The sequence below is a fragment of the Rhizobacter sp. P5_A1 genome, assembly GCF_056400745.1.
Window position 1 is genome coordinate 41,439 of the sequence record NZ_JBFUKR010000002.1, and the last position, 18,178, is coordinate 59,616.

Consider the following 18,178-nt stretch of genomic DNA (forward strand, 5'->3'; position numbering starts at 1 on the left):
GAATTGAGGTCAGGCCGCATCGTTGAGATGGCAGGCGCTGGCGTGGTGGATCGCGATGCCGCGCAGCGTGGGCACCTCGCTGCTGCAGCGTGGCATGGCCTGCGGGCAGCGCGGGTGGAAGTGGCAGCCCGACGGCGGCGTGATCGGGCTGGGGATCTCGCCGCGGATGGTGTTGAACGCCGTGCGCCGCTGGTCGATGCGCGGGATCTCGGCCAGCAGCGCGCGCGTGTACGGGTGGTTGGGCCGCGCGAAGAGTTCGTCGACGGGCGCACTCTCCACCACTCGGCCGAGGTACATCACGGCGACGCGGTCGCACAGGTGGCGGATCACGCCGAGGTCGTGGCTGATGAAGAGATAGGCCAGGCCGAGCTCGTCGCGCAGGTCCATGAACAGGTTCAGGATCTGCGCCTGGATCGACACGTCGAGCGCCGCCACCGCTTCGTCGCACACCAGCATCTTCGGCTGCACCGCCAGCGCGCGTGCGATGCCGATGCGCTGGCGCTGGCCGCCGCTGAACTGGTGCGGATAGCGGTGGCGCAGCGCCGGGTCGAGCCCGGCACGCTGCAACTGCGCGCTGACGTAGTCGTCCTCGCCCGCCGCGTCGGTCAGCCCATGCAGCCGCGCCGCTTCGCCGACGATGCGCGAGACGCGCAGGCGCGGGTTCAGGCTCGCGAACGGGTCCTGGAACACCATCTGCACGCGCAGTCTCGCGGCGAGGCGCGCGTCGGCGTTCAGGTCTTGCAGCGGCTGACCGTCGACCTGCACGCTGCCTTCTGACGGCGCCAGCAAACCCGCAGCGATGCGGCCCAGCGTGGACTTGCCGCAGCCGGATTCACCGACCAGGCCAACAACCTCGCCCGGGCGCACGGCCAGGTCCACGCCATCGACGGCGTGCGTCACCACCGGTGGTTTGCGCCAGCCGAGTCGTCGCAAGGCTTTTCCGACGGCTCCCGGCGGCGGCTGCGCGCCGAAGCGCTTGCTGACGCCTTGCAGGTCGACCAGAGGCAGCGCGGTCGAGGTGCTCATGCCGAGGCCTCCGCGGCCACCGGGCCGGGGTGAACGCAGCGCACGCGGTGGCTCGGCACATCGGCGCGTGGTGCGCTCATCTCAGGTCTTGTGGCGCAGGCCGCGCTGGCACGCGCGCAGCGCGGTGCAAAGGCACAGCCGGCAGGCATCTGCAGCAGATTCGGCGCCATGCCGGGAATCTGACGCAGCCGCGCGCCCCGGCGCTGGGTTCGCGTGTTCGCGCTCGGCAGGCTGCCGATCAGGCCCTGCGTGTACGGATGCTGCGGGTTGTCCAGCACCTGGTCGACCGTGCCGTGCTCGACGATCCGGCCCGCGTACATCACCGCGATCTCGTCGGCCAGGCCGGCCACCACCGAGAGGTCATGGCTGATCCAGATCAGCGAGGTGCCGCGCGCGGCCACCAGCTTCTGCATCTCGGACAGGATCTGCGCCTGGATCGTCACGTCCAGCGCCGTGGTCGGCTCGTCGGCAATGATCAGGTCGGGCGCGTGCAGCAGCGCGATCGCGATCGCGACGCGCTGGCGCATGCCGCCCGACAACTGGTGTGGGTAGGCACGCAGCCGCTCTTCCGCATTGGACAAGCCCATCAGCGCCAGCGTGTCGGCGGCCTGCCGGCGCGCGGCCGCCGTCGAGACGCTGCGGTGCGCCAGCACCGTCTCGATCATCTGGGTGTCGACCCGCAGCACCGGGTTCAGCGTCGCCATCGGGTCCTGGAAGATCATCGCGATGCGGTCGCCGCGCAATGCGCGCCGTTCGGCGTTCGACATCTGCAGCAGGTCGCTGCCCTGGAACAGCACCTGGCCGCCTTCGACGCGCCCCGGCGGGTCGACCAGCCCCATGATCGAGAAGCCGGTCACCGACTTGCCCGAGCCCGATTCACCGACCAGCCCCAGCACCTTGCCGCGACGGAGCGTGAACGACACGCCGTCGACCACCGGCAGCACGCCGTCGCGCGTGTGGAAGCGCGTCTGCAGGTTGCGCAGTTCGAGCGTGGGCGCGTCTGCTGTCATCGCTGCAGCCTTGGATTCAGCACGTCGCGCAGCTGGTCGCCCACCAGGTTGATCGCGACGATGGTGGTCAGCAGCGCCACGCCGGGGAAGAAGCTGATCCAGTACTCGTTCGACAGCAGGTACTGGTAGCCGTTGGAGATCAGCAGCCCCAGCGACGGCTCGGTGATCGGCACGCCCAGCCCGAGGAACGACAGCGTCGCCTCGAGCGTGATCGCGCGCGCGATCTGCAACGCGCCGATCACCAGCAGCGGCGGCAGGCAGTTCGGCAGGATGTGGCCGCTGAGAATGCGCCACGGCGGGATCCCCTGCCCGCGCGCCGCTTCGACGTAGTCGCGGCGCGTTTCGACCAGCGCCTGGCCGCGTGCGGTACGCGCGTAGTAAGCCCATTCGAGCAGCACCAGCGTCAGCACCACGTTGCCGACGCCTTTGCCGACATAGGCCAGGATCATCAGCGCCATCAGGATGGTCGGGAACGACAACAGCAGGTCCACCAGCCGCATCAGCGCCGCGTCGACCTTGCCGCCGGCGTAGGCCGCGAGCAGGCCGATCCCGGTGCCGAGCACCGCCGCAATCGCCGCCGAGCCGATGCCGACGAGCAGGCTGATGCGCAGCCCGTAGACGATGGCCGAATAGAGGTCGCGGCCCTGGCCGTCTGTCCCGAGCCAGTAGGTGTAGCCAGCGGCGCTGCTGGGCGTGCCGGGCTTCAGGCGCGCGTCCAGCACGTCGAGCTGCATCAGGTCGTAGGGGTTCTGCGGCGTGATCCACGGTGCCGCGATCGCGGCCAGCGCGACCAGCGCCAGCACTGCGAGCCCGGCGATGGCGACGCGCGAACGCAGGAAGTCGGCGGCCACGCGCCACCAGATCGAGTGCTCGTCGAAGCGAGGGCGCCAGTTCATCGCGCGCCCTCCAGCCGCACGCGCGGGTCGAGCAGCTTGTAGAGCAGGTCCACCACCAGGTTCAGCGTGACGAAGATGACCACCACCACCATCAGGTAGGCGACGACCACCGGCCGGTCGAGGCTGTTGATGCTGTCGAGGATCAGCTTGCCGGCGCCGGGCCAGGCGAAGATGGTCTCGGTCACCACCGCGTAGGCGATCGTCGAGCCCAGTTCCAGGCCGAGCACGGTGACGAGCGGGATCAAGGTGTTGCGCAGCACGTGCACCCCCACCACGCGCGCCGGCGACAAGCCTTTGGCGCGCGCGAACTTGACGAATTCCTGCGGCAGTACTTCGCGCACGCCGGCGCGCGTGAGTCGCAGCACCAGCGAGATCTTGAACAGCGCAAGATTGAACGCTGGCAGGATCAGATGCTGAAGGCCGTCGAGCGTGAGCCACGACCACTGCACGCCGAACAGCTCGCGCGTGGCACCGCGGCCGCTGGCCGGCAGCCAGCCGAGCTGCACGCTGAAGACCATGATGAACATCAGTGCGACCCAGAACGCGGGCAGCGAGAAGCCGACGATGCTCGCCGCCATCAGGGCCTTGGCCAGCGGGTGGTCGGGCTTCATGCCGGCGAACAGCCCGAGTGGCACGCCGATCGCGACTGCCAGCAGCAACGCACCGACCGCGAGTTCCATCGTCGCGGGCAAACGATGCAGGATCAGGCGGATCGCGTCTTCCTGGTAGACGAAGCTCTTGCCGAGCTGGCCGTGCAGCGCCCCGTCGACGAAGGCGAGGTACTGGCGCCACAGCGGCTGGTCGAGCCCGAGGCGAGCGATGGCCTGCAGCCGCTCCTGCTGGTTCAGGTCTTCGCCGATCAGGATGTCGATCGGGTTGCCGATCGCGTGCAGGCCGACGAAGACGATCGCCGTCATCAGCAGCACGACCAGCGCCGCCTGCGCGAGGCGGCGCAGCAGCCAGCCGGTCACCGGGTGCCCTCGCTGCAGTCATCGCAGGCCACGTAGGCCGGAAATGCCGCGAGCGTCCACTCGTCGCCGATCAGCTCGGGCTCGTCGTAGCGGCCCATCGCCGCGAAGTGCTGCGCCACGTCTTCGGACAGCAACCGCCCCGCCAGGCCACGCGCCAGCCGCTGCGCACCGTCGCTGATCTGCGGAATGTCGCCAGTGGCCGCGCCATGCGACAGCGCCGCGGGGTAGCAGAAGCAGTGCACACGGTCCAGCCCCGGGCAGGCGCCCGGCGTTTTTTCCTGGAACTCGAACAGCGGCCCGAGATCGGGCGAAGTGGCGAGCTCGGCGTCTTCTTCGCCGGCCGGCGGCGTAAAGCGGTCCTGCCACAGCCGCACATGCGGTGCGAACGGCGCGAACTCGGGGCGGAGCGACCAGTCGGTGCGAAAGCCGGTGCAGAAGATCAGCATGTCAGTCGCCAGCGGCCCCTTCGCGGTGTCCACACGCAGCGCGCCGTCGGTGCGCAGCACGGCCGAACGCACCGGCGCGCCGAGGTGGAAGAAGGCGTTCGCATGACGCGACACGCGCAGCGTGCTGCCGTGCGGTGGCGGCACCTGCTGCACGTTGATGTAGTGACGAAGGCGCCACTTCCATTCGTCAGGCAGGGTCCAGAAGCCGTGGGCCATGCCGGGACTGCCGGCCCCCTTGCCCTTGTTGATGCGCGGCAGGTCGGGCCGGCGGATCAGCAGGTCGACACGCCGGGCGCCGCTCTCCAGCGCGGTGGCGGCGGCATCCATCGCCGACGCGCCGCCGCCGATGACGGCCACACGCAGACCCCGCAGCGATGCGCCCTCCCACTCGTCGGACGAGTGCTTCCAGCGTTCGCGTGGCAGTGCGTGGGCCCATTCGGGCACCCACGGGCCACCGAGGCCGTCGCGGCCCGCGGCCAGCGCGACATGACGGGCCAGCACCCGGTAGGGCTGTCCGTCGCGGTTCTCATCCGACAAATCCAGCTGCACCAGGCCATCGGCGCGCGGGCGCACAGCGAGCACGCGCTGGCGGTTGCGCACGTCCAGACCGAGCACCTGCCGGTACCAGCGCAGGTAGTCGGCCCATTGCAGGCGCGGGATCTTGTCCATCGCGTCCCAGGCCGCAAGCCCGAACTGGGCTTCGAACCAGGCGCGAAAGGTCAGCGCCGGCAAGCCCAGCGCCGGCCCGGTCAGCTCTTTCGGCGAACGCAGCGTTTCCATGCGCGCGGTGGTGGCCCACGGCCCTTCGAAACCTGCGGGCGCGCGATCGAAGATGCGTGCCTGGATACCCAGGTGCGTGAGCGACGCGGCCAACGCGAGGCCGGCCATGCCACCGCCGACGATGGCCACGTCGAGCACCTCGGTCGCGTCGGGCACTTCGGAGCGCGGCGCTGTCGGCACCCAGCGCCGCGCCGGCACGCCCAGCCACTGCAGGTCTTGGCGCAACCGCGCTTCGAGCGCCGGCAGGCCGGCGGACGGTGCTTCGCTCATCGAATGGGTTTCCGCGAAGCAGCGCGCTTGACGGCGCCGTCGTCCAGCAGCCGCGCATGGTCGGCCAAGTCGCGCTGCACGAACCCCGGCAACGCAGCGGCCGCTTGCAGCAAGGCATCGGCCAGCGCTTGCACGGAGTCGGTCAGCGGCCGCGATTCCGGCGTGACGACGCCGAAGAAAAACGGGATGTCGGTATCAATGGGGCGCACGACCAGGCCGGCCAGCGGCGTACCGTGCGCCGTCAGCGGCTCCAGCACCGCGACACCGAGGCCGGCGCGCACCAGAGCCTGGGCGCTGGTCGATGAGTTCGTCTCGATCAGCGCGGCGTGTCGATCGGATACACGGCCGGCGCGCGCCAGTTCGGCATCGAGGCGGTGGCGCAAACGGAACGGATTGCTCATCGTGACGATGCGCCGCTGTGCCAGTGCGGCCAGCGGCACGACCGCGTGCTTGGCCAGCGGATCACGCTGCGGCAGCACCGCCACGCACGGCAGCTGCGCGATCCAGTGCACCTTCAGGCCGCGGTGCGCCAGTGGCAGGCTGCAAACGCCGAGCTGCACGGCACCGGTCAGCACCGACTGCAGCACCTGCTCGGGCGCGCCGGTGCGCAGCTGGATCGGTGCCGGCCCCGTCTGCGCTTCGACGCGCTTCAAGGCCTGCGGCAGCAGACCGACCGCCAGCGCCGATGTCGCTGCGAGCAGCAGGGGCGGCGCATCGCCACGCGCGATCTCGGCCGCGCGGAGGTGGAGCTGTCGCAGCCCGGCGAGCGCGCGCTCGGCGTCCTCATGCAGCAGAAAACCCTGCGCCGTGGGCGTGACGCGCGGGCCGTGGCGCGTGAAGAGGGCGTAGCCGATCTCGGCTTCGAGCTCCTGCACCAGGCGCGTGATGGCCGGCTGCGAACGCGCCAGCAAGCGTGCCGCGCCGGTGACGCTTCCGGTCGACATCACAGCGGCGAAGGCTTCAAGTTGGCGCGGTTCCATGACTCAATCATGCAAGATGCGGATCATCATGCATGGAGTATGCCAATTGCAAATACTTTGTGCTGGATAGCTTATTGGCGGTCGGCCTCAGCGGGACCGGCCAATGACGCCCAGCGGCAGCGCCGTCGTAGACTTGATCTGCTCCATCGAGAACGCCGACGAGACGCCGGTCAGCTGCGCCGCCCGGATCAGCTTCTTGTAGAAGGCGTCGTAGCCGTCGATATCGGTCGTGACCACCTTCAGCAGGTAGTCGACGTCGCCGCTCATGCGGTGGAACTCCAGCACCTCGGGCAGCGTCGCCACCGCCGCGGCGAACTTCTTCAACCACTTCTCGTCGTGCTGGCCCGTGCGCACGCTGACGAACACGGTGACGCCGAGGCCGACCTTCTTGCGGTTGACGATGGCGACCCGCTTTTCGATGAAGCCTTCGTCCTCGAGACGCTTGACGCGCTTCCAGCACGGCGTGGTGGACAAGCCTATGCGCTCGCTCAACGCCGCGATCGACAGCGCGCCGTCCTCCTGCAGAGCGGTGAGGATCGCTTGATCGAATTTGTCGAGTGAGTTCATACCACCAATTAGAGCATTTGGGGAACGTTCATTCTATGCAGTGGACGATTCAAGGTTTGACTTGGTATGTCTTCACCGCTACGACGATGCACACTGCTGCCGAACAGAATCCTTCTTGCCCGTCATGGCGACCGACATCTATCTCGACAGCAATGCCACCAACCACGTGCTCGCGGCGGCGGTAGACGCCGCCAAGCAGGTGATGGAGCAGGACTTCGGGAACCCCAGCAGCACACACGAGGCAGGGCTGCGCGCGAAGGCCGTGCTCGAGGCAGTGCGGACGAAGGCGGCGCGCGTGCTCGGTGCCGGAGACGGTCGCCTGATGTTCAACAGCGGCGCCACCGAAGGCATCCACACTGCCGTGTTGTCGGCGCTGGTCGCGCTGCGCGAGCGCCGTGCTCGTGGACAGCCCATCGGCCGCTGGCTGCTGCACGGCGCGACCGAACACAAAGCGGTGCCCGAGAGTCTCGCGCACTGGAATCGCCTGCTCGGACTGGACCTCGAGATCCTCGAGCTGCCGGTCGATGGTGACGGCCGGCATGACCTGTCCCACTTGCACGCCGTCGCGCCCGAGTGCGGGCTGGTGTGCACGATGGCAGCCAACAACGAGACCGGCGTCATCTCCGACCTCGCCGGCATCGAAGGCGCGCTGGCCGCGACCTGCAGCCCAGCCTACTGGCTGGTCGACGGCGTGCAGGCGCTCGGCAAGCTGCCGCTGAACTTGGCAGCCACGCGCATCGACTACGCGCCCTTCTCCGGCCACAAGCTCTACGCCCCCAAGGGCATCGGCATGCTGTACGTGCGCGCGGGGTCGCCCTTCACGCCCTTGATGGTGGGCGGCGGACAGGAAGCCGGCTGGCGTTCAGGTACCGAGAACATGGCCGGCGTTGCCGCATTGGGCGCCGTGCTGGACGGGCTCGAAGGCGACCGCACGCTGCGCCATCCGGATGAGCTGAGAGCCATGCGCGACCAGTTGGCCGACGCGCTGCGCGCTGCCTTCCTGGGTCTGCAATTCAACACGCCTTTCGACAAGGCCTTGCCGACGACGCTGAACTTCTCGGTGCCTGGCCACGCCAGCCCCGAACTGCTTCAGCTGTTCGACGCCGCCGGCATTCGCGTCAGCGCGGGCAGCGCCTGTTCGTCGGGTCAGGCCACGTCCAGCCATGTGCTGGAGGCGATGCACCTTCCACGGTCGCGCAGCGCCTCGGCGATCCGCATGTCGTTCGGCCCGCTCGTGGACACGGCAACGATAGCGGCCGCCTGCGACGCCATCACGCGCTGCGGCGCTGCGTTTGCCGCGCAGCCGCTCGGCCCGGATCACGCGATCCCTGACACCGCGGCGCTCGACGCCTTCCTACGTTGGCACCCGGATGCCACTTTGGTGGACGTTCGGGAAGCCCGCGAATGCGCCGCGGACGGAGGATTCCAGCATGGCGGGCGAACGGCCTTCAACGTGCCGATGGCACGATTGAGTGCACACGCCGCCGAGTGGCTGCGTGCCAGTGGTGTGCCGCTGGTCTTCGTCTGTCGAAGCGGCCAGCGTGCCCGCCGGGCCGCAGCGTCGATGCGCGACCGAGGACACGAGCACACCTGGCATCTCGCAAGCGGTCTGCTTGCCGCCCCTGCGCCGTGTCTTGGGACCTCAGCCCTTGACGGCGCTGTATGTGGCCGACTCAAGGTTCATGTAGCCGACGAACGACGCCGGATCGCCGAACGGCAGGATCTGCGTTGCCCAGAAACCCCCGAGGCCGTTCTGCCGGTCGATCCAGTAGAAGAGGTTGGCCAGACCGGCCCACCCCTGCGCGCCAGCCGGACGACCGGTGGGGGCCCGCTCCTCGTTGATCATGAACGCCAGCGACCAGGCCTTGGGTTGGCCGGGGAAGAACTCGGCGTCGTTTGACAGCGTCTTGATCACGCCCGGCAGCATGGTCACTTTCAGCTTCGGATCGAGGTGGCGGCGGCAAGCCATCTCCACCGTCTCCGCCTTCAGTACCCGCCCGTTGCCGCCGGCGCCATCGTTCAGCCACATGCGGATGAACTTCATGTAGTCGCCTACCGTGCCGTACAGGCCGTGGCCGCCGAAATGCACTTCGGGCTTGGCCGGCAGCTCGAAGTCCATCGCCTCCAGGTGGCCGTCGGGGTGGCGTGCATGCATGCTGGCCAGGCGGGCACGGATGCGGTCGTCGATCTCGAAGGTCATGTCCTGGATGCCCAGTGGATCGAAGATGCGGGTCCTGAAAACCTCGCCAAGGCGGCGGTCGGTGATGCCCTCCACCACCTGACCCACCCAGTCGATGTTGGTGCCGTACTCCCAGCGCTCGCCAGGATCGAACAGCATCGGCGTCTCGAGCGCTGCGCGAGAAGCGGTGATGACGCTGGGCTGCTTTCCCGCGTCGGCCAGGCGCTTGTAGTTCTCGTTGAAGAAGTCGTAGCCGAAGCCGCCGGTGTGGGTGAGCAGCTGTCGCGTGGTCACCTGGCTGCGCGGCGGGCGCAGCTTGGCGTTGCCCTGCAGGTCCACACTCTCGATCACCTGCAGCTTGCCGATGGCCGGCGCGTACGTCTGCGCCGGGGCATCCAGGTCGAGCTGGCCGCTTTCCACCAGTTGCAGCGCCGCGGTCGCGGTGATCGCCTTGGTGGTCGAGAAGATCGCGAAGGTGCTGTCGGCGGTCATCGGCGTGGCATCGCCCAGGCGGCGCACGCCCGCCGCCCCTTCGTACAGGTTGGCGTTCCGGTCGGTGACCATGGCCACCACGCCGGGCACGTTGGGGTTGCCTTTCACGGCTTGTTGCAGCACGGTGTCGAGTGCCGACTTCAGTTGTTGGCTCATCAATGCTCTCCAGGAGTCAGGGTTGGGGGCGCGACCGGCTCGCGGCCGGCGCGCCGTTGGCGGTCACTGCATGTCGAAGCCGGGATAGCCGGCCTTGGCCACCTCGCCACAACGCCGCTTGTACTCACCCACCCCGCCGGTGTAGGACAGCACGCGCCGCGGCTTGCCCGGCACGTTGGAGCCCACGTACCAGGACGACGTCTTGGAGATGAGATTGGCGCCGGCGGTCTCGTCGTGGTGGCGTACCCAGGCGTCCTCGGCCTCGGCGGTGGGCTCGACCACCGTCTTGCCGGTGGCTTGCATGTGGCCGATCAGGCCGCTGATCCACTCGGTCTGCTGCTGCAGGCAGGTGGTCATGTTGCACAGTGCGGCCGACGGCGCCAGAGGCACCGCCGTGGTCAACAGGTTGGGATAGCCGTGCTTGGCCAGACCCATCGTGGTACGGATCTCGGTGAACCAATCGTCGCGCAGCGAGCGGCCCTCGCGGCCACGGATGTCGATGCGGGTGAGCGCACCGGTGCCGGCGTCGAAGCCCGTGGCCAAGATGATCACGTCCAACTCGTGCACGGTGCCATCGGCCAGCTGGATGCCCTGCGGCACGATTTGCTGGATGGGGTTGGACTTGACGCTCACCGCCTCGACATTGGGCCGGTGGTAGACCTCCAGGTAGTTCGTCTCCAGCGGCACCCGGTGCGTACCGAAGCCATAGTCCTTGGGGATGAGCAGGTCGCACAGGCGCTTGTCCTTCAGGCGCTCGCGCATCTTCTCGCGCACGAACTCCGAGATCTCTTCGCTCACCTTCTCGTCGAAGAACATCTCGGCATACGAGGCCAGCCACAGCTTCAATGAGCCGTCGGCGTGGATCTCCTCCAGGACTGCGCGGCGCTTCTCTGGCGAATCTTTGGCCCACTGGTGCACGAAGTCGTACTCGAAGCCGGTGAAGGTGTTGGGCAGGTTGCTGCGCAGTTCCTCGAATCGCGCCTTGTACTTGGCGACTTCGCGTTGACCGTACTTCGGGTTCTTCATCGGCAGCACGTACTGCGGCGTGCGGACAAACACCTTCAGCTGCTTGACCTTGTCGGCAATGGTCTGGATGACCTGGATGCCGGTTGCGCCGATGCCGACCACGCCCACCCGCTTGTCCGACAAGTCCAGTGTCTCGCGCGGCCAGCGGCCGGTGTGGAAGATGCGTCCCTTGAACGCATCCTGGCCCGCAAAGACCCTTTCCATCGGTGCCGAGAGCATGCCGCCGCAGGTGATGAAGAACTGCGCATCGATCTGCTCGCCGCCGCTGGTGTTGATCTGCCAGCGGCCGCGCGACTCGTCGTACTGCGCACGGATGACGGTGGTGTTGAACTGGATGTCGCGCCGCAGGTCCAGCCGCTCGGTGACATATTGCAGCCAGCGCTCGATCTCGGCCTGCCCCGGGAAGCGTTCGCTCCACGACCAGTCCTTGTACAGCTGCTCATCGAACAGGTACTGGTAAATGTAGGACTCCGAGTCGAACTTGGCGCCGGGGTAGCGGTTCCAGTACCAGGTGCCACCGACATCCGAGGCGGTGTCGTAGACGCGCACTTTCAACCCCTGCTTGCGCAACTGGTGCAACTGGTACAAGCCGGCGACGCCGGCGCCGATCACGACCGCGTCGAAGCGCTGCGCGGCGGGGGTCGGGGCAGATTGGGAAGCTGTCATGTCTCACTCTCCTTCATGTGACTTGAATGCCGGATCACGCAAGCCTTGCGGGTCATGCGATGCGCTGTGGCAGGCTTCCTTTTGCACATCGCAGACCACCCGGCGCGGACCACAGAACTCAGGGCTTTCACCAGAGCCTTCAGCGCACGGACCCGCCGCGCGGGCGCCGCGACGCCTGTTCAGGCCGATTCGTCTGTCTTGGCGTGGACACGGCTGTCCCAGTGCTCGGACACCGGCAAGACGAACCCCGCCGTGTCCGATTTGCGGGACACCGGGCGCTTGCCATCAGGGATTTGGCTGGCTTGATCGAATCTCGCCAACCCGCTCCAATGCGGGCCAGGAGACGCCATGAAGCCCGACTCAAGTCCCTACGTGGGCTTCCACAAGGACCTGCGCGGCGTCCACAGCCTGTGGGAGCGCTTCAACGCCGGGCTGATCGACGTCGAGGAATGCCGCACCCCCTACCACCAGCTTCTGGTCGGTGAGTGGCAGCGCTGCACCGCGCTCGGCGTCGACGTCGCGATGACCAAGGGACGGCGGCTCAGCGACGAGGAGTTCCGGCACCGCCGCAAGGCCGAGCAGTTGCTTCTGGAGACCTCGGTGCCCATCGTGCAGGATGTCGGCCACTTCCTGGTGGACGTGCCCGGCATCATGATCCTGACCGAGCGCACCGGGACCGTGTTGCACATCACCGGCAACCAGAAGGTGCGCGAGCGTGCGGCGACCCACTCCGGCATCGTCGTGGGCTCCGAATGGACCGAGATGGCGGCCGGGACCAACGGCATGGGCACCGCGCTTGCGAAGGGTCAACCGGTCCACGTCTTCGCGACCGAGCACTTCTGCGAGCACTGGCATTCGTGGTCCTGCGCCGCAGCGCCGATCTTTGACACAGACGGACAGACCCTGCTCGGCATCATCGACTTCACCACCGTCGAGACCGACTTCCGCGATCAAGCGCTGGGGCTGACGGTGTCGGTAGCCAATTCGATCCAGGCGCGCATGGCGCTGCACCGCGAGTTGGAGCGTCGTCTCATTCTGAGCGCCTTCAGCGAAACCGCCCGCCACTATCCGCACGACGACATGCTCGCGCTCGATCACGCCGGCCGGCCCGTGATGCATTCGCCGAGCGAGCGGTGCCGGCAAGTCGCCGAGCGCTGGGGCTCGTCCGCTCGCGACGCGGTGGTCGCCGTGCAAGCAACGATCGAAGTCAAGGCCCCCGGCACCGGCGCGTGCATCGGCTCGATCGTGCTGCTCGCGAAGCCCGCCGGTTACCCGAAGGTGTTCCGCCACGAGGAAAGGCCGGCGCTTTCCACGACGGTCGAATCGATCGGCCGCTTCGGCGAGTTCGCGTCGCGCGACCCGCAGACGCGGCGCATGCTCGACGATCTGCAACGCATTGCCACGGCCGATGTGAACCTGCTGATCATCGGCGAGACGGGGACCGGCAAGGAGCTCCTCGCTCGCCATGTGCACGCCTGCAGCAGGCGCCGCAATGAGCCGTATCTCGCGGTGAACTGCGGGGCCATCAGTGAACACCTGATGGAAAGCACCTTCTTCGGCTATGTGAAAGGCGCGTTCTCCGGCGCCGATCCACGCGGTCGCGCGGGCTACTTCGAGTCTGCCCAGGGTGGCACGCTCTTTCTGGACGAGGTCGGCGAGCTTCCGCCCGCGATGCAAGCGGCTTTGCTGCGCGTGCTGGAAGACGGCAGCTTTCAGCGCGTCGGCTCGTGCGAGACGCGACACGCGTCATGCCGCATCGTCGCCGCCACGCACCGCGACCTCGAGCACTTGATCGCGCAAGGCCGCTTCCGCCAAGATCTGTACTTCCGCCTCAAGGTGGTGCAGCGGACCATCAAGCCGCTGCGGGAGCGCCCATGTGACATCAACCTGCTGGCGGATCAGTTTGCCGAGACCGTGCGCCGCAAGCACGGCCTCCAATCCGTGGACATCACGCCCAAAGCTTACGACGCGCTGAGCTGTTATCACTGGCCAGGCAATGCGCGCGAGCTGCGCAATGCAATCGAAGTGGCAATGCTGTGCGCCGATGGGACCATCGACAGAGACTGCCTGCCACCGGAGGTACTACACGGTGGCAGCGCGGACGCCGATACCAGGGGCGCGCCAGCCTCTCCCGACGAAAGCCTTGCATCACTGCGCGACTACGAGCGTCAGATCATCGTCGGCATGCTGCGCAAATACCGGAAGGTCAACAAAGTGGCGCACGTGCTTGGACTGGCTCGCTCCACCCTGTACCGCAAGTTTGCCGAACTCAATATCAATCAGAGCGAGTTCATCGGCTCGACAACAGACGTTGATTGACTGTTTCGGACTGCGCTGCCGAGCGCAATGCAGTCAAGGCAAAGCGCGGCGCGTTGACGCGACAAGAGCCGCTCGCTAAGATCGCGCCCCTTCACTGCCCCGAGCACGATTCCCATGCGGATGTAAGCCTTCCCCCGGATGCCGTTCCACGCTGCCCTGCGGCGTGGCATGTCTTCGTTCGAACGGAAAGCTTGCAATGTCATCGTTCTCGACGGGCCGCACTGCGCCCGGAGCGCCTGCTCCTGCTACACCAGGTCTCTGCTCTTTTCAGCTCCACGACGTCCAGTGGCATCTGCCCAATGGAAGGCCGCTGTGGCAAGAGCCGCTGCACTTGTCCATCGGCCGCGAGCGCTTGGGGCTGGTCGGCCGCAACGGCGTGGGCAAGAGCGTGCTCGCGCAGATTCTTGCGGGCCGCATGCCCTCGGCCGGCACGGCATGGCGCAGCGGCCGCGTTCACCTCGTCGCCCCGCCGCTGCTGCCACAGGACAGACGCAGTGTCGGCGAGGCGATGGGCCTCGGCCCGGTGCTCGCAGCCGTGGAGCGGGTCGCGGCCGGGCTGGCAACGCCGGACGATCTGGTCCTGGCCGATGGCCATTGGGACCTGCCCGCCCGCGTGGCGCAGGCCCTGGCCGAAGCGGGCCTGCCCGGCTTGCAGCCCGCAGACGCGGTGGCCGGCCTGAGCGGCGGTGAGCGAATGCGCGTGGCCCTGGCAGGCGCCATGGCGACCGACGCTCACAGCGTCATCCTCGATGAGCCCAGCAACCACCTCGACGCGGAGGCCCGCGCCTGGCTGCTGGAATGGCTGCAGGCCGCCAAGCGAACCGTGGTGGTCGTGAGCCACGATCGGCAGCTGTTGCGCGCCGTGGACCGCATTGCCGAACTGAGCCCGCGCGGGCTGGCGCTGTACGGCGGCAACTACACGCTCTACCGTGCCCTGCGAGACGGCCATGCGTCTGCCGCCCAAGCGGCCCTGCAGCATGCCCGCGCGGAGCGCGACGCAGCGCTCGCCAAACAGAGTCGCGAACAGGCCGCACGCAAGCGGCGGCAGGCACGCGGCCGTCGCATGGCACGCACGGCCAATCTGCCCGCGATGACGATCAACTGCCTTCGCGAAACCTCCGAAGCCACCGCCGCACGCGACGCGCAACGCGATGCCGACAAGCGCCGGTCGATGGACGGCGCCGTGCGCGCCGCCGCCGAGCGGGCGGAGCAGCCGCCGGCCATGTCTCTGGCACTGCCCACCAGTCGCGTGCCGGCCGACAAGCCGGTACTGCAACTGCAGGGGCTGCGCCTCCCGCACGTCGGTGGCCCGCTCATCGATGCAACGCTCGTCGGGCCAGTACGTGTCGCCGTGACTGGCCCGAACGGCTGCGGCAAGAGCACGCTGCTGCGCGTGATCGCCGGTGCGCTCGCACCGCAGCAAGGGAGCGCGACAACACAAGTCCGAACCGCCGCGCTCGACCAAGACGGCGGCGACACATTGCCGCCGCACAGCTCGCTGCTCGAATGCCTGCGCACGCTCGACTGCCCATTGCGCGGCAGCGAGCTGAGAACCCGCTTGGCCCGACTGCGTCTCGACGCGGGACGCGTGCTGCTGCCGATGGGCCTGCTCAGTGCAGGCGAACGTGTGAAGGCCGCGCTGGCTTGTGCACTGTGGCGCAAGGAACCGGCCCGGATGCTGTTGCTCGATGAACCGACCAATCACCTCGATCTGGACACGACCCTGGTGCTGCAGGGTGCGCTGCAAGCTTTCGAAGGGGCGCTCATCGTCGCGTCGCACGACGTGGAGTTCATCGAGGCGTTGCGGCCGACGCATCGGTGGGAATGGCGCGACGGTCGACTGGTGATGCGGCAATCCTCGATGGCCAGGGTGGTTCGAGAATCCGTCGCGGCGCATCTCCAAAGTTAATCCGCCCGAGGCCGATCGCTGAAGATCAGCCGACGCGGACTGTCCGCGTGAGAGCCCCGGCGGCATCGGGCATGCCTGAACGGCCACATCCAACGCCTCGAAATTGCACTGCCGACCCACAGCGGTCCTTCCGCAAAACGGTCTCGCCACTAGCGGTCGTTCAGCGCATCGAACGGTTTACATGAGAGGCGCTTAGAAGCCGAACGCCGGAAGGCGTCCTCTCGATGGAATCTACGCGACATGACCCATCTCCGCGTCAGCGCGCGCGCCTGTAGTGCATGGCGACCGCGCCGCTGCGGAGCGGCTTCGCCGAGATCGACGACACTCAGGGTCAGGATCGAGTGGAGGCAGACAAACTGCGCAGGGCGATCGCACACGACTTGCAGCGAGCCGACCGAGACTCGACCTCCTGGAGGATCTCAAGTACGAGCCTGCCGCCGACGTGGTGCTGCAGGTCATCGACGAAGTCAGACAAGTCTTCGACTTGGACGATCGCTGTCTGCTTGCATTCCCCGGTCCTGGCTTGATGCCGCTGTGGGGCGCGATGATCGCGACGATCGTCGTCGTTGCGATGCCGCCGTGGTTCCTCGGGCTGCTGGTGGCCGCGCCGGTGCTCGGCCACGCGTCGTGGCACGCCAGTGACCCGCAAGGCCGGCCGTGCCGCGATCGACATGCCAACGCGCAATGATGCTGCCAATGATCAGCGGACAAATCATGAGCCCGACGAGGCTCGTGTCACGCTCAGATCGGGAACCGAGTCGTCGACAGCACTTGCTTCAACACCATGAACGATCGTATCTGCCGCACACCGGGCAGGTGCAGCAGTTGCTCCGCGTGCAGCCGGTTGAAGCTGTCACTGTCACGCGTGCGCACCAGCATGAAGTAGTCGAACTCGCCCGTTACCACATGACACTCCATGCAACCGGACACGGTCACGGCCGCCTTCTCGAAGTCGGCAAACGACTGCGGCGTCGACCGATCGAGCACGACGCCGATCAGCACGAGCATGCCGGCGTCGAGCGCCTGTGGGTTCAGCAACGCGACGATGCCCGTGATCAGCCCCATCTGCTTGAGTCGCTCGACGCGCCGAAGGCACGCCGGCGCACTGAGGTTGACCTTGGCCGCGAGCGCCACGTTCGACATCGAGGCGTCACGTTGCAGCGAGCGCAGGATGGCCTTGTCGGTTCGGTCGATCTCGTGCGGGAGAGGCCCTGGAGGCGATGGCTTCCCACGAACTTTTGTTGCGCTCATGCGGATCCTGTAGAAATTGTTCCGATGAATCGAATCGTATTTCATCGCAACGTTGCTCGGGCGCGGCTCACTTTGCAACCCTGAAGTTCGCCTTCTTTCCTACCATTCATGCGTCATCGGCAGCGATGAATGTGCTTCGGCACACCCTCCCTGTTCGCCCGCATCGAATGCCTGGGCGCCGCCCGCAACTTCACGATCAAGAGCCATGAACCTGAAACGTTTTCCACGCCATTCGTTGACCTTCGGCCCCACACCGATCCAGCCCCTGAAGCGCCTGAGCGCACACCTCGGCGGCGAGGTGGACCTGTATGCGAAGCGCGAAGACTGCAACAGCGGCCTGGCCTTCGGCGGCAACAAGACGCGCAAGCTCGAGTACCTGATTCCCGAGGCGTTGGCTCAGGGCTGCGACACGCTGGTGTCGATCGGCGGCATCCAGTCCAACCAGACGCGCCAGGTCGCCGCCGTCGCCGCGCACCTGGGCATGAAGTGCGTGCTGGTGCAGGAGAACTGGGTCAACTATTCCGACGCCGTGTACGACCGCGTCGGCAACATCGAGATGTCACGCATCCTCGGCGCCGACGTGCGCCTGGACGCCGCCGGCTTCGACATCGGCATCCGCCCGAGCTGGGAGCAGGCGATGGAAGACGTGCGCAAGGCCGGCGGCAAGCCGTTCCCGATCCCGGCCGGCTGCTCCGAGCATCCGCTGGGCGGCCTGGGCTTCGTCGGCTTTGCCGAAGAGGTTCGTGCGCAGGAGGCCGAGCTCGGCTTCAAGTTCGACTACATCGTCGTCTGCTCGGTCACCGGCAGCACGCAGGCTGGCATGGTGGTCGGCTTTGCGGCCGACGGCCGTGCCGACCGCGTGATCGGCATCGACGCCTCCGCGAAGCCGGCACAGACGCAGGCGCAGATCCTGCGCATCGCGCAGAACACCGCCAAACTGGTCGAACTGGGTCGCGAGATCACCGACGAGGACGTGGTGCTCGACACCCGCTACGGCGGCCCCGAATACGGCCTGCCCAACGCCGGCACGCTGGAGGCGATCCGCCTGTGCGCGCGGCAGGAAGGCATGCTGACCGACCCGGTCTACGAGGGCAAGTCCATGCACGGAATGATCGACATGGTGCGTCAAGGCGAGTTCCCTGCCGGCTCGAAGGTGCTGTATGCCCACCTGGGCGGCGTGCCCGCACTCAACGCCTACAGCTTTCTGTTCCGCAATGGCTGAGCGGGCAAACAC

Annotated in this window: 14 protein-coding genes and 1 pseudogene; 5 read left to right on the top strand and 10 right to left on the bottom strand. The window is 67.4% G+C overall.

The genetic code is table 11. The features are described from left to right. Positions 1 to 9 precede the first annotated feature (9 nt). The 7 genes from AC1DTW_RS02000 to AC1DTW_RS02030 all read right to left on the bottom strand — a co-directional run bounded on the left by AC1DTW_RS02000 (position 10) and on the right by AC1DTW_RS02030 (position 6,946). The gene (locus tag AC1DTW_RS02000) at positions 10 to 1,026 is read right to left on the bottom strand and encodes an ABC transporter ATP-binding protein (protein ID WP_477978597.1); all 1,017 of its coding nucleotides are present in this window, start codon (positions 1,024 to 1,026) and stop codon (positions 10 to 12) included. Continuing rightward, positions 1,023 to 2,036 carry an ABC transporter ATP-binding protein gene (locus AC1DTW_RS02005; RefSeq protein ID WP_477978599.1) on the bottom strand — a complete coding sequence of 338 codons (1,014 nt, stop codon included), beginning with the start codon at positions 2,034 to 2,036 and terminating at the stop codon, positions 1,023 to 1,025. Before AC1DTW_RS02005 ends, AC1DTW_RS02000 begins: the two co-directional genes overlap by 4 nt. Next, positions 2,033 to 2,932 (bottom strand): ABC transporter permease, encoded by a 900-nt coding sequence (locus tag AC1DTW_RS02010; RefSeq protein WP_477978601.1) that lies wholly within the window; start codon positions 2,930 to 2,932, stop codon positions 2,033 to 2,035. Before AC1DTW_RS02010 ends, AC1DTW_RS02005 begins: the two co-directional genes overlap by 4 nt. Continuing rightward, positions 2,929 to 3,903, bottom strand: coding sequence for an ABC transporter permease (locus AC1DTW_RS02015; protein WP_477978603.1), 975 nt, complete (start codon positions 3,901 to 3,903; stop codon positions 2,929 to 2,931). Before AC1DTW_RS02015 ends, AC1DTW_RS02010 begins: the two co-directional genes overlap by 4 nt. Next, the gene (locus AC1DTW_RS02020) at positions 3,900 to 5,399 is read right to left on the bottom strand and encodes a SidA/IucD/PvdA family monooxygenase (protein WP_477978605.1); all 1,500 of its coding nucleotides are present in this window, start codon (positions 5,397 to 5,399) and stop codon (positions 3,900 to 3,902) included. The genes AC1DTW_RS02015 and AC1DTW_RS02020 overlap by 4 nt, the downstream gene beginning before the upstream one ends. Next, entirely contained in the window at positions 5,396 to 6,379 is a 984-nt protein-coding gene (locus AC1DTW_RS02025) for a LysR family transcriptional regulator (protein ID WP_477978607.1), read from the bottom strand. The genes AC1DTW_RS02020 and AC1DTW_RS02025 overlap by 4 nt, the downstream gene beginning before the upstream one ends. Before the next feature lie 87 nt (positions 6,380 to 6,466). After that, the gene (locus tag AC1DTW_RS02030; protein ID WP_477978609.1) at positions 6,467 to 6,946 is read right to left on the bottom strand and encodes an Lrp/AsnC family transcriptional regulator; all 480 of its coding nucleotides are present in this window, start codon (positions 6,944 to 6,946) and stop codon (positions 6,467 to 6,469) included. Positions 6,947 to 7,070: 124 nt separating this feature from the next. Between AC1DTW_RS02030 and AC1DTW_RS02035 the strand changes: the two are divergent. Next, positions 7,071 to 8,567 (top strand): annotated as a pseudogene (locus tag AC1DTW_RS02035) (aminotransferase class V-fold PLP-dependent enzyme); the annotation flags it as partial. Between the two features lie 21 nt (positions 8,568 to 8,588). On the opposite strand, the gene acmB reads toward AC1DTW_RS02035, so the two are convergent. Together acmB and AC1DTW_RS02045 are read right to left on the bottom strand one after the other, a co-directional pair. After that, positions 8,589 to 9,773, bottom strand: a complete 1,185-nt coding sequence (gene acmB / locus AC1DTW_RS02040) for a methyl acetate hydrolase AcmB (protein WP_477978611.1) — start codon at positions 9,771 to 9,773, stop codon at positions 8,589 to 8,591. 63 nt (positions 9,774 to 9,836) lie between these two features. After that, entirely contained in the window at positions 9,837 to 11,411 is a 1,575-nt protein-coding gene (locus AC1DTW_RS02045; protein ID WP_477978613.1) for a flavin-containing monooxygenase, read from the bottom strand. A gap of 402 nt (positions 11,412 to 11,813) precedes the next feature. Here AC1DTW_RS02045 and AC1DTW_RS02050 point away from each other — a divergent pair, with 402 nt between their 5' ends. The 3 genes from AC1DTW_RS02050 to AC1DTW_RS02060 all read left to right on the top strand — a co-directional run bounded on the left by AC1DTW_RS02050 (position 11,814) and on the right by AC1DTW_RS02060 (position 16,381). Then, positions 11,814 to 13,784: a sigma-54-dependent Fis family transcriptional regulator gene (locus tag AC1DTW_RS02050; protein WP_477978615.1), complete on the top strand. Its 1,971-nt coding sequence runs from the start codon at positions 11,814 to 11,816 to the stop codon at positions 13,782 to 13,784. 331 nt (positions 13,785 to 14,115) lie between these two features. Next, on the top strand, positions 14,116 to 15,693 hold the full coding sequence (locus AC1DTW_RS02055) for an ATP-binding cassette domain-containing protein (RefSeq protein ID WP_477978617.1): 1,578 nt from the start codon (positions 14,116 to 14,118) through the stop codon (positions 15,691 to 15,693). Positions 15,694 to 16,177: 484 nt separating this feature from the next. Next, a complete protein-coding gene (locus AC1DTW_RS02060) occupies positions 16,178 to 16,381 on the top strand; it encodes a hypothetical protein (RefSeq protein ID WP_477978619.1) in 204 nt (67 codons plus the stop codon). Positions 16,382 to 16,434: 53 nt separating this feature from the next. On the opposite strand, the gene AC1DTW_RS02065 is transcribed toward AC1DTW_RS02060, so the two are convergent. Continuing rightward, positions 16,435 to 16,944: an Lrp/AsnC family transcriptional regulator gene (locus tag AC1DTW_RS02065; protein ID WP_477978621.1), complete on the bottom strand. Its 510-nt coding sequence runs from the start codon at positions 16,942 to 16,944 to the stop codon at positions 16,435 to 16,437. A 205-nt stretch (positions 16,945 to 17,149) separates the two neighbouring features. On the opposite strand from AC1DTW_RS02065, the gene AC1DTW_RS02070 reads away from it, so the two are divergent. Then, entirely contained in the window at positions 17,150 to 18,166 is a 1,017-nt protein-coding gene (locus tag AC1DTW_RS02070; protein ID WP_477978623.1) for a 1-aminocyclopropane-1-carboxylate deaminase, read from the top strand. Positions 18,167 to 18,178: the final 12 nt, after the last annotated feature.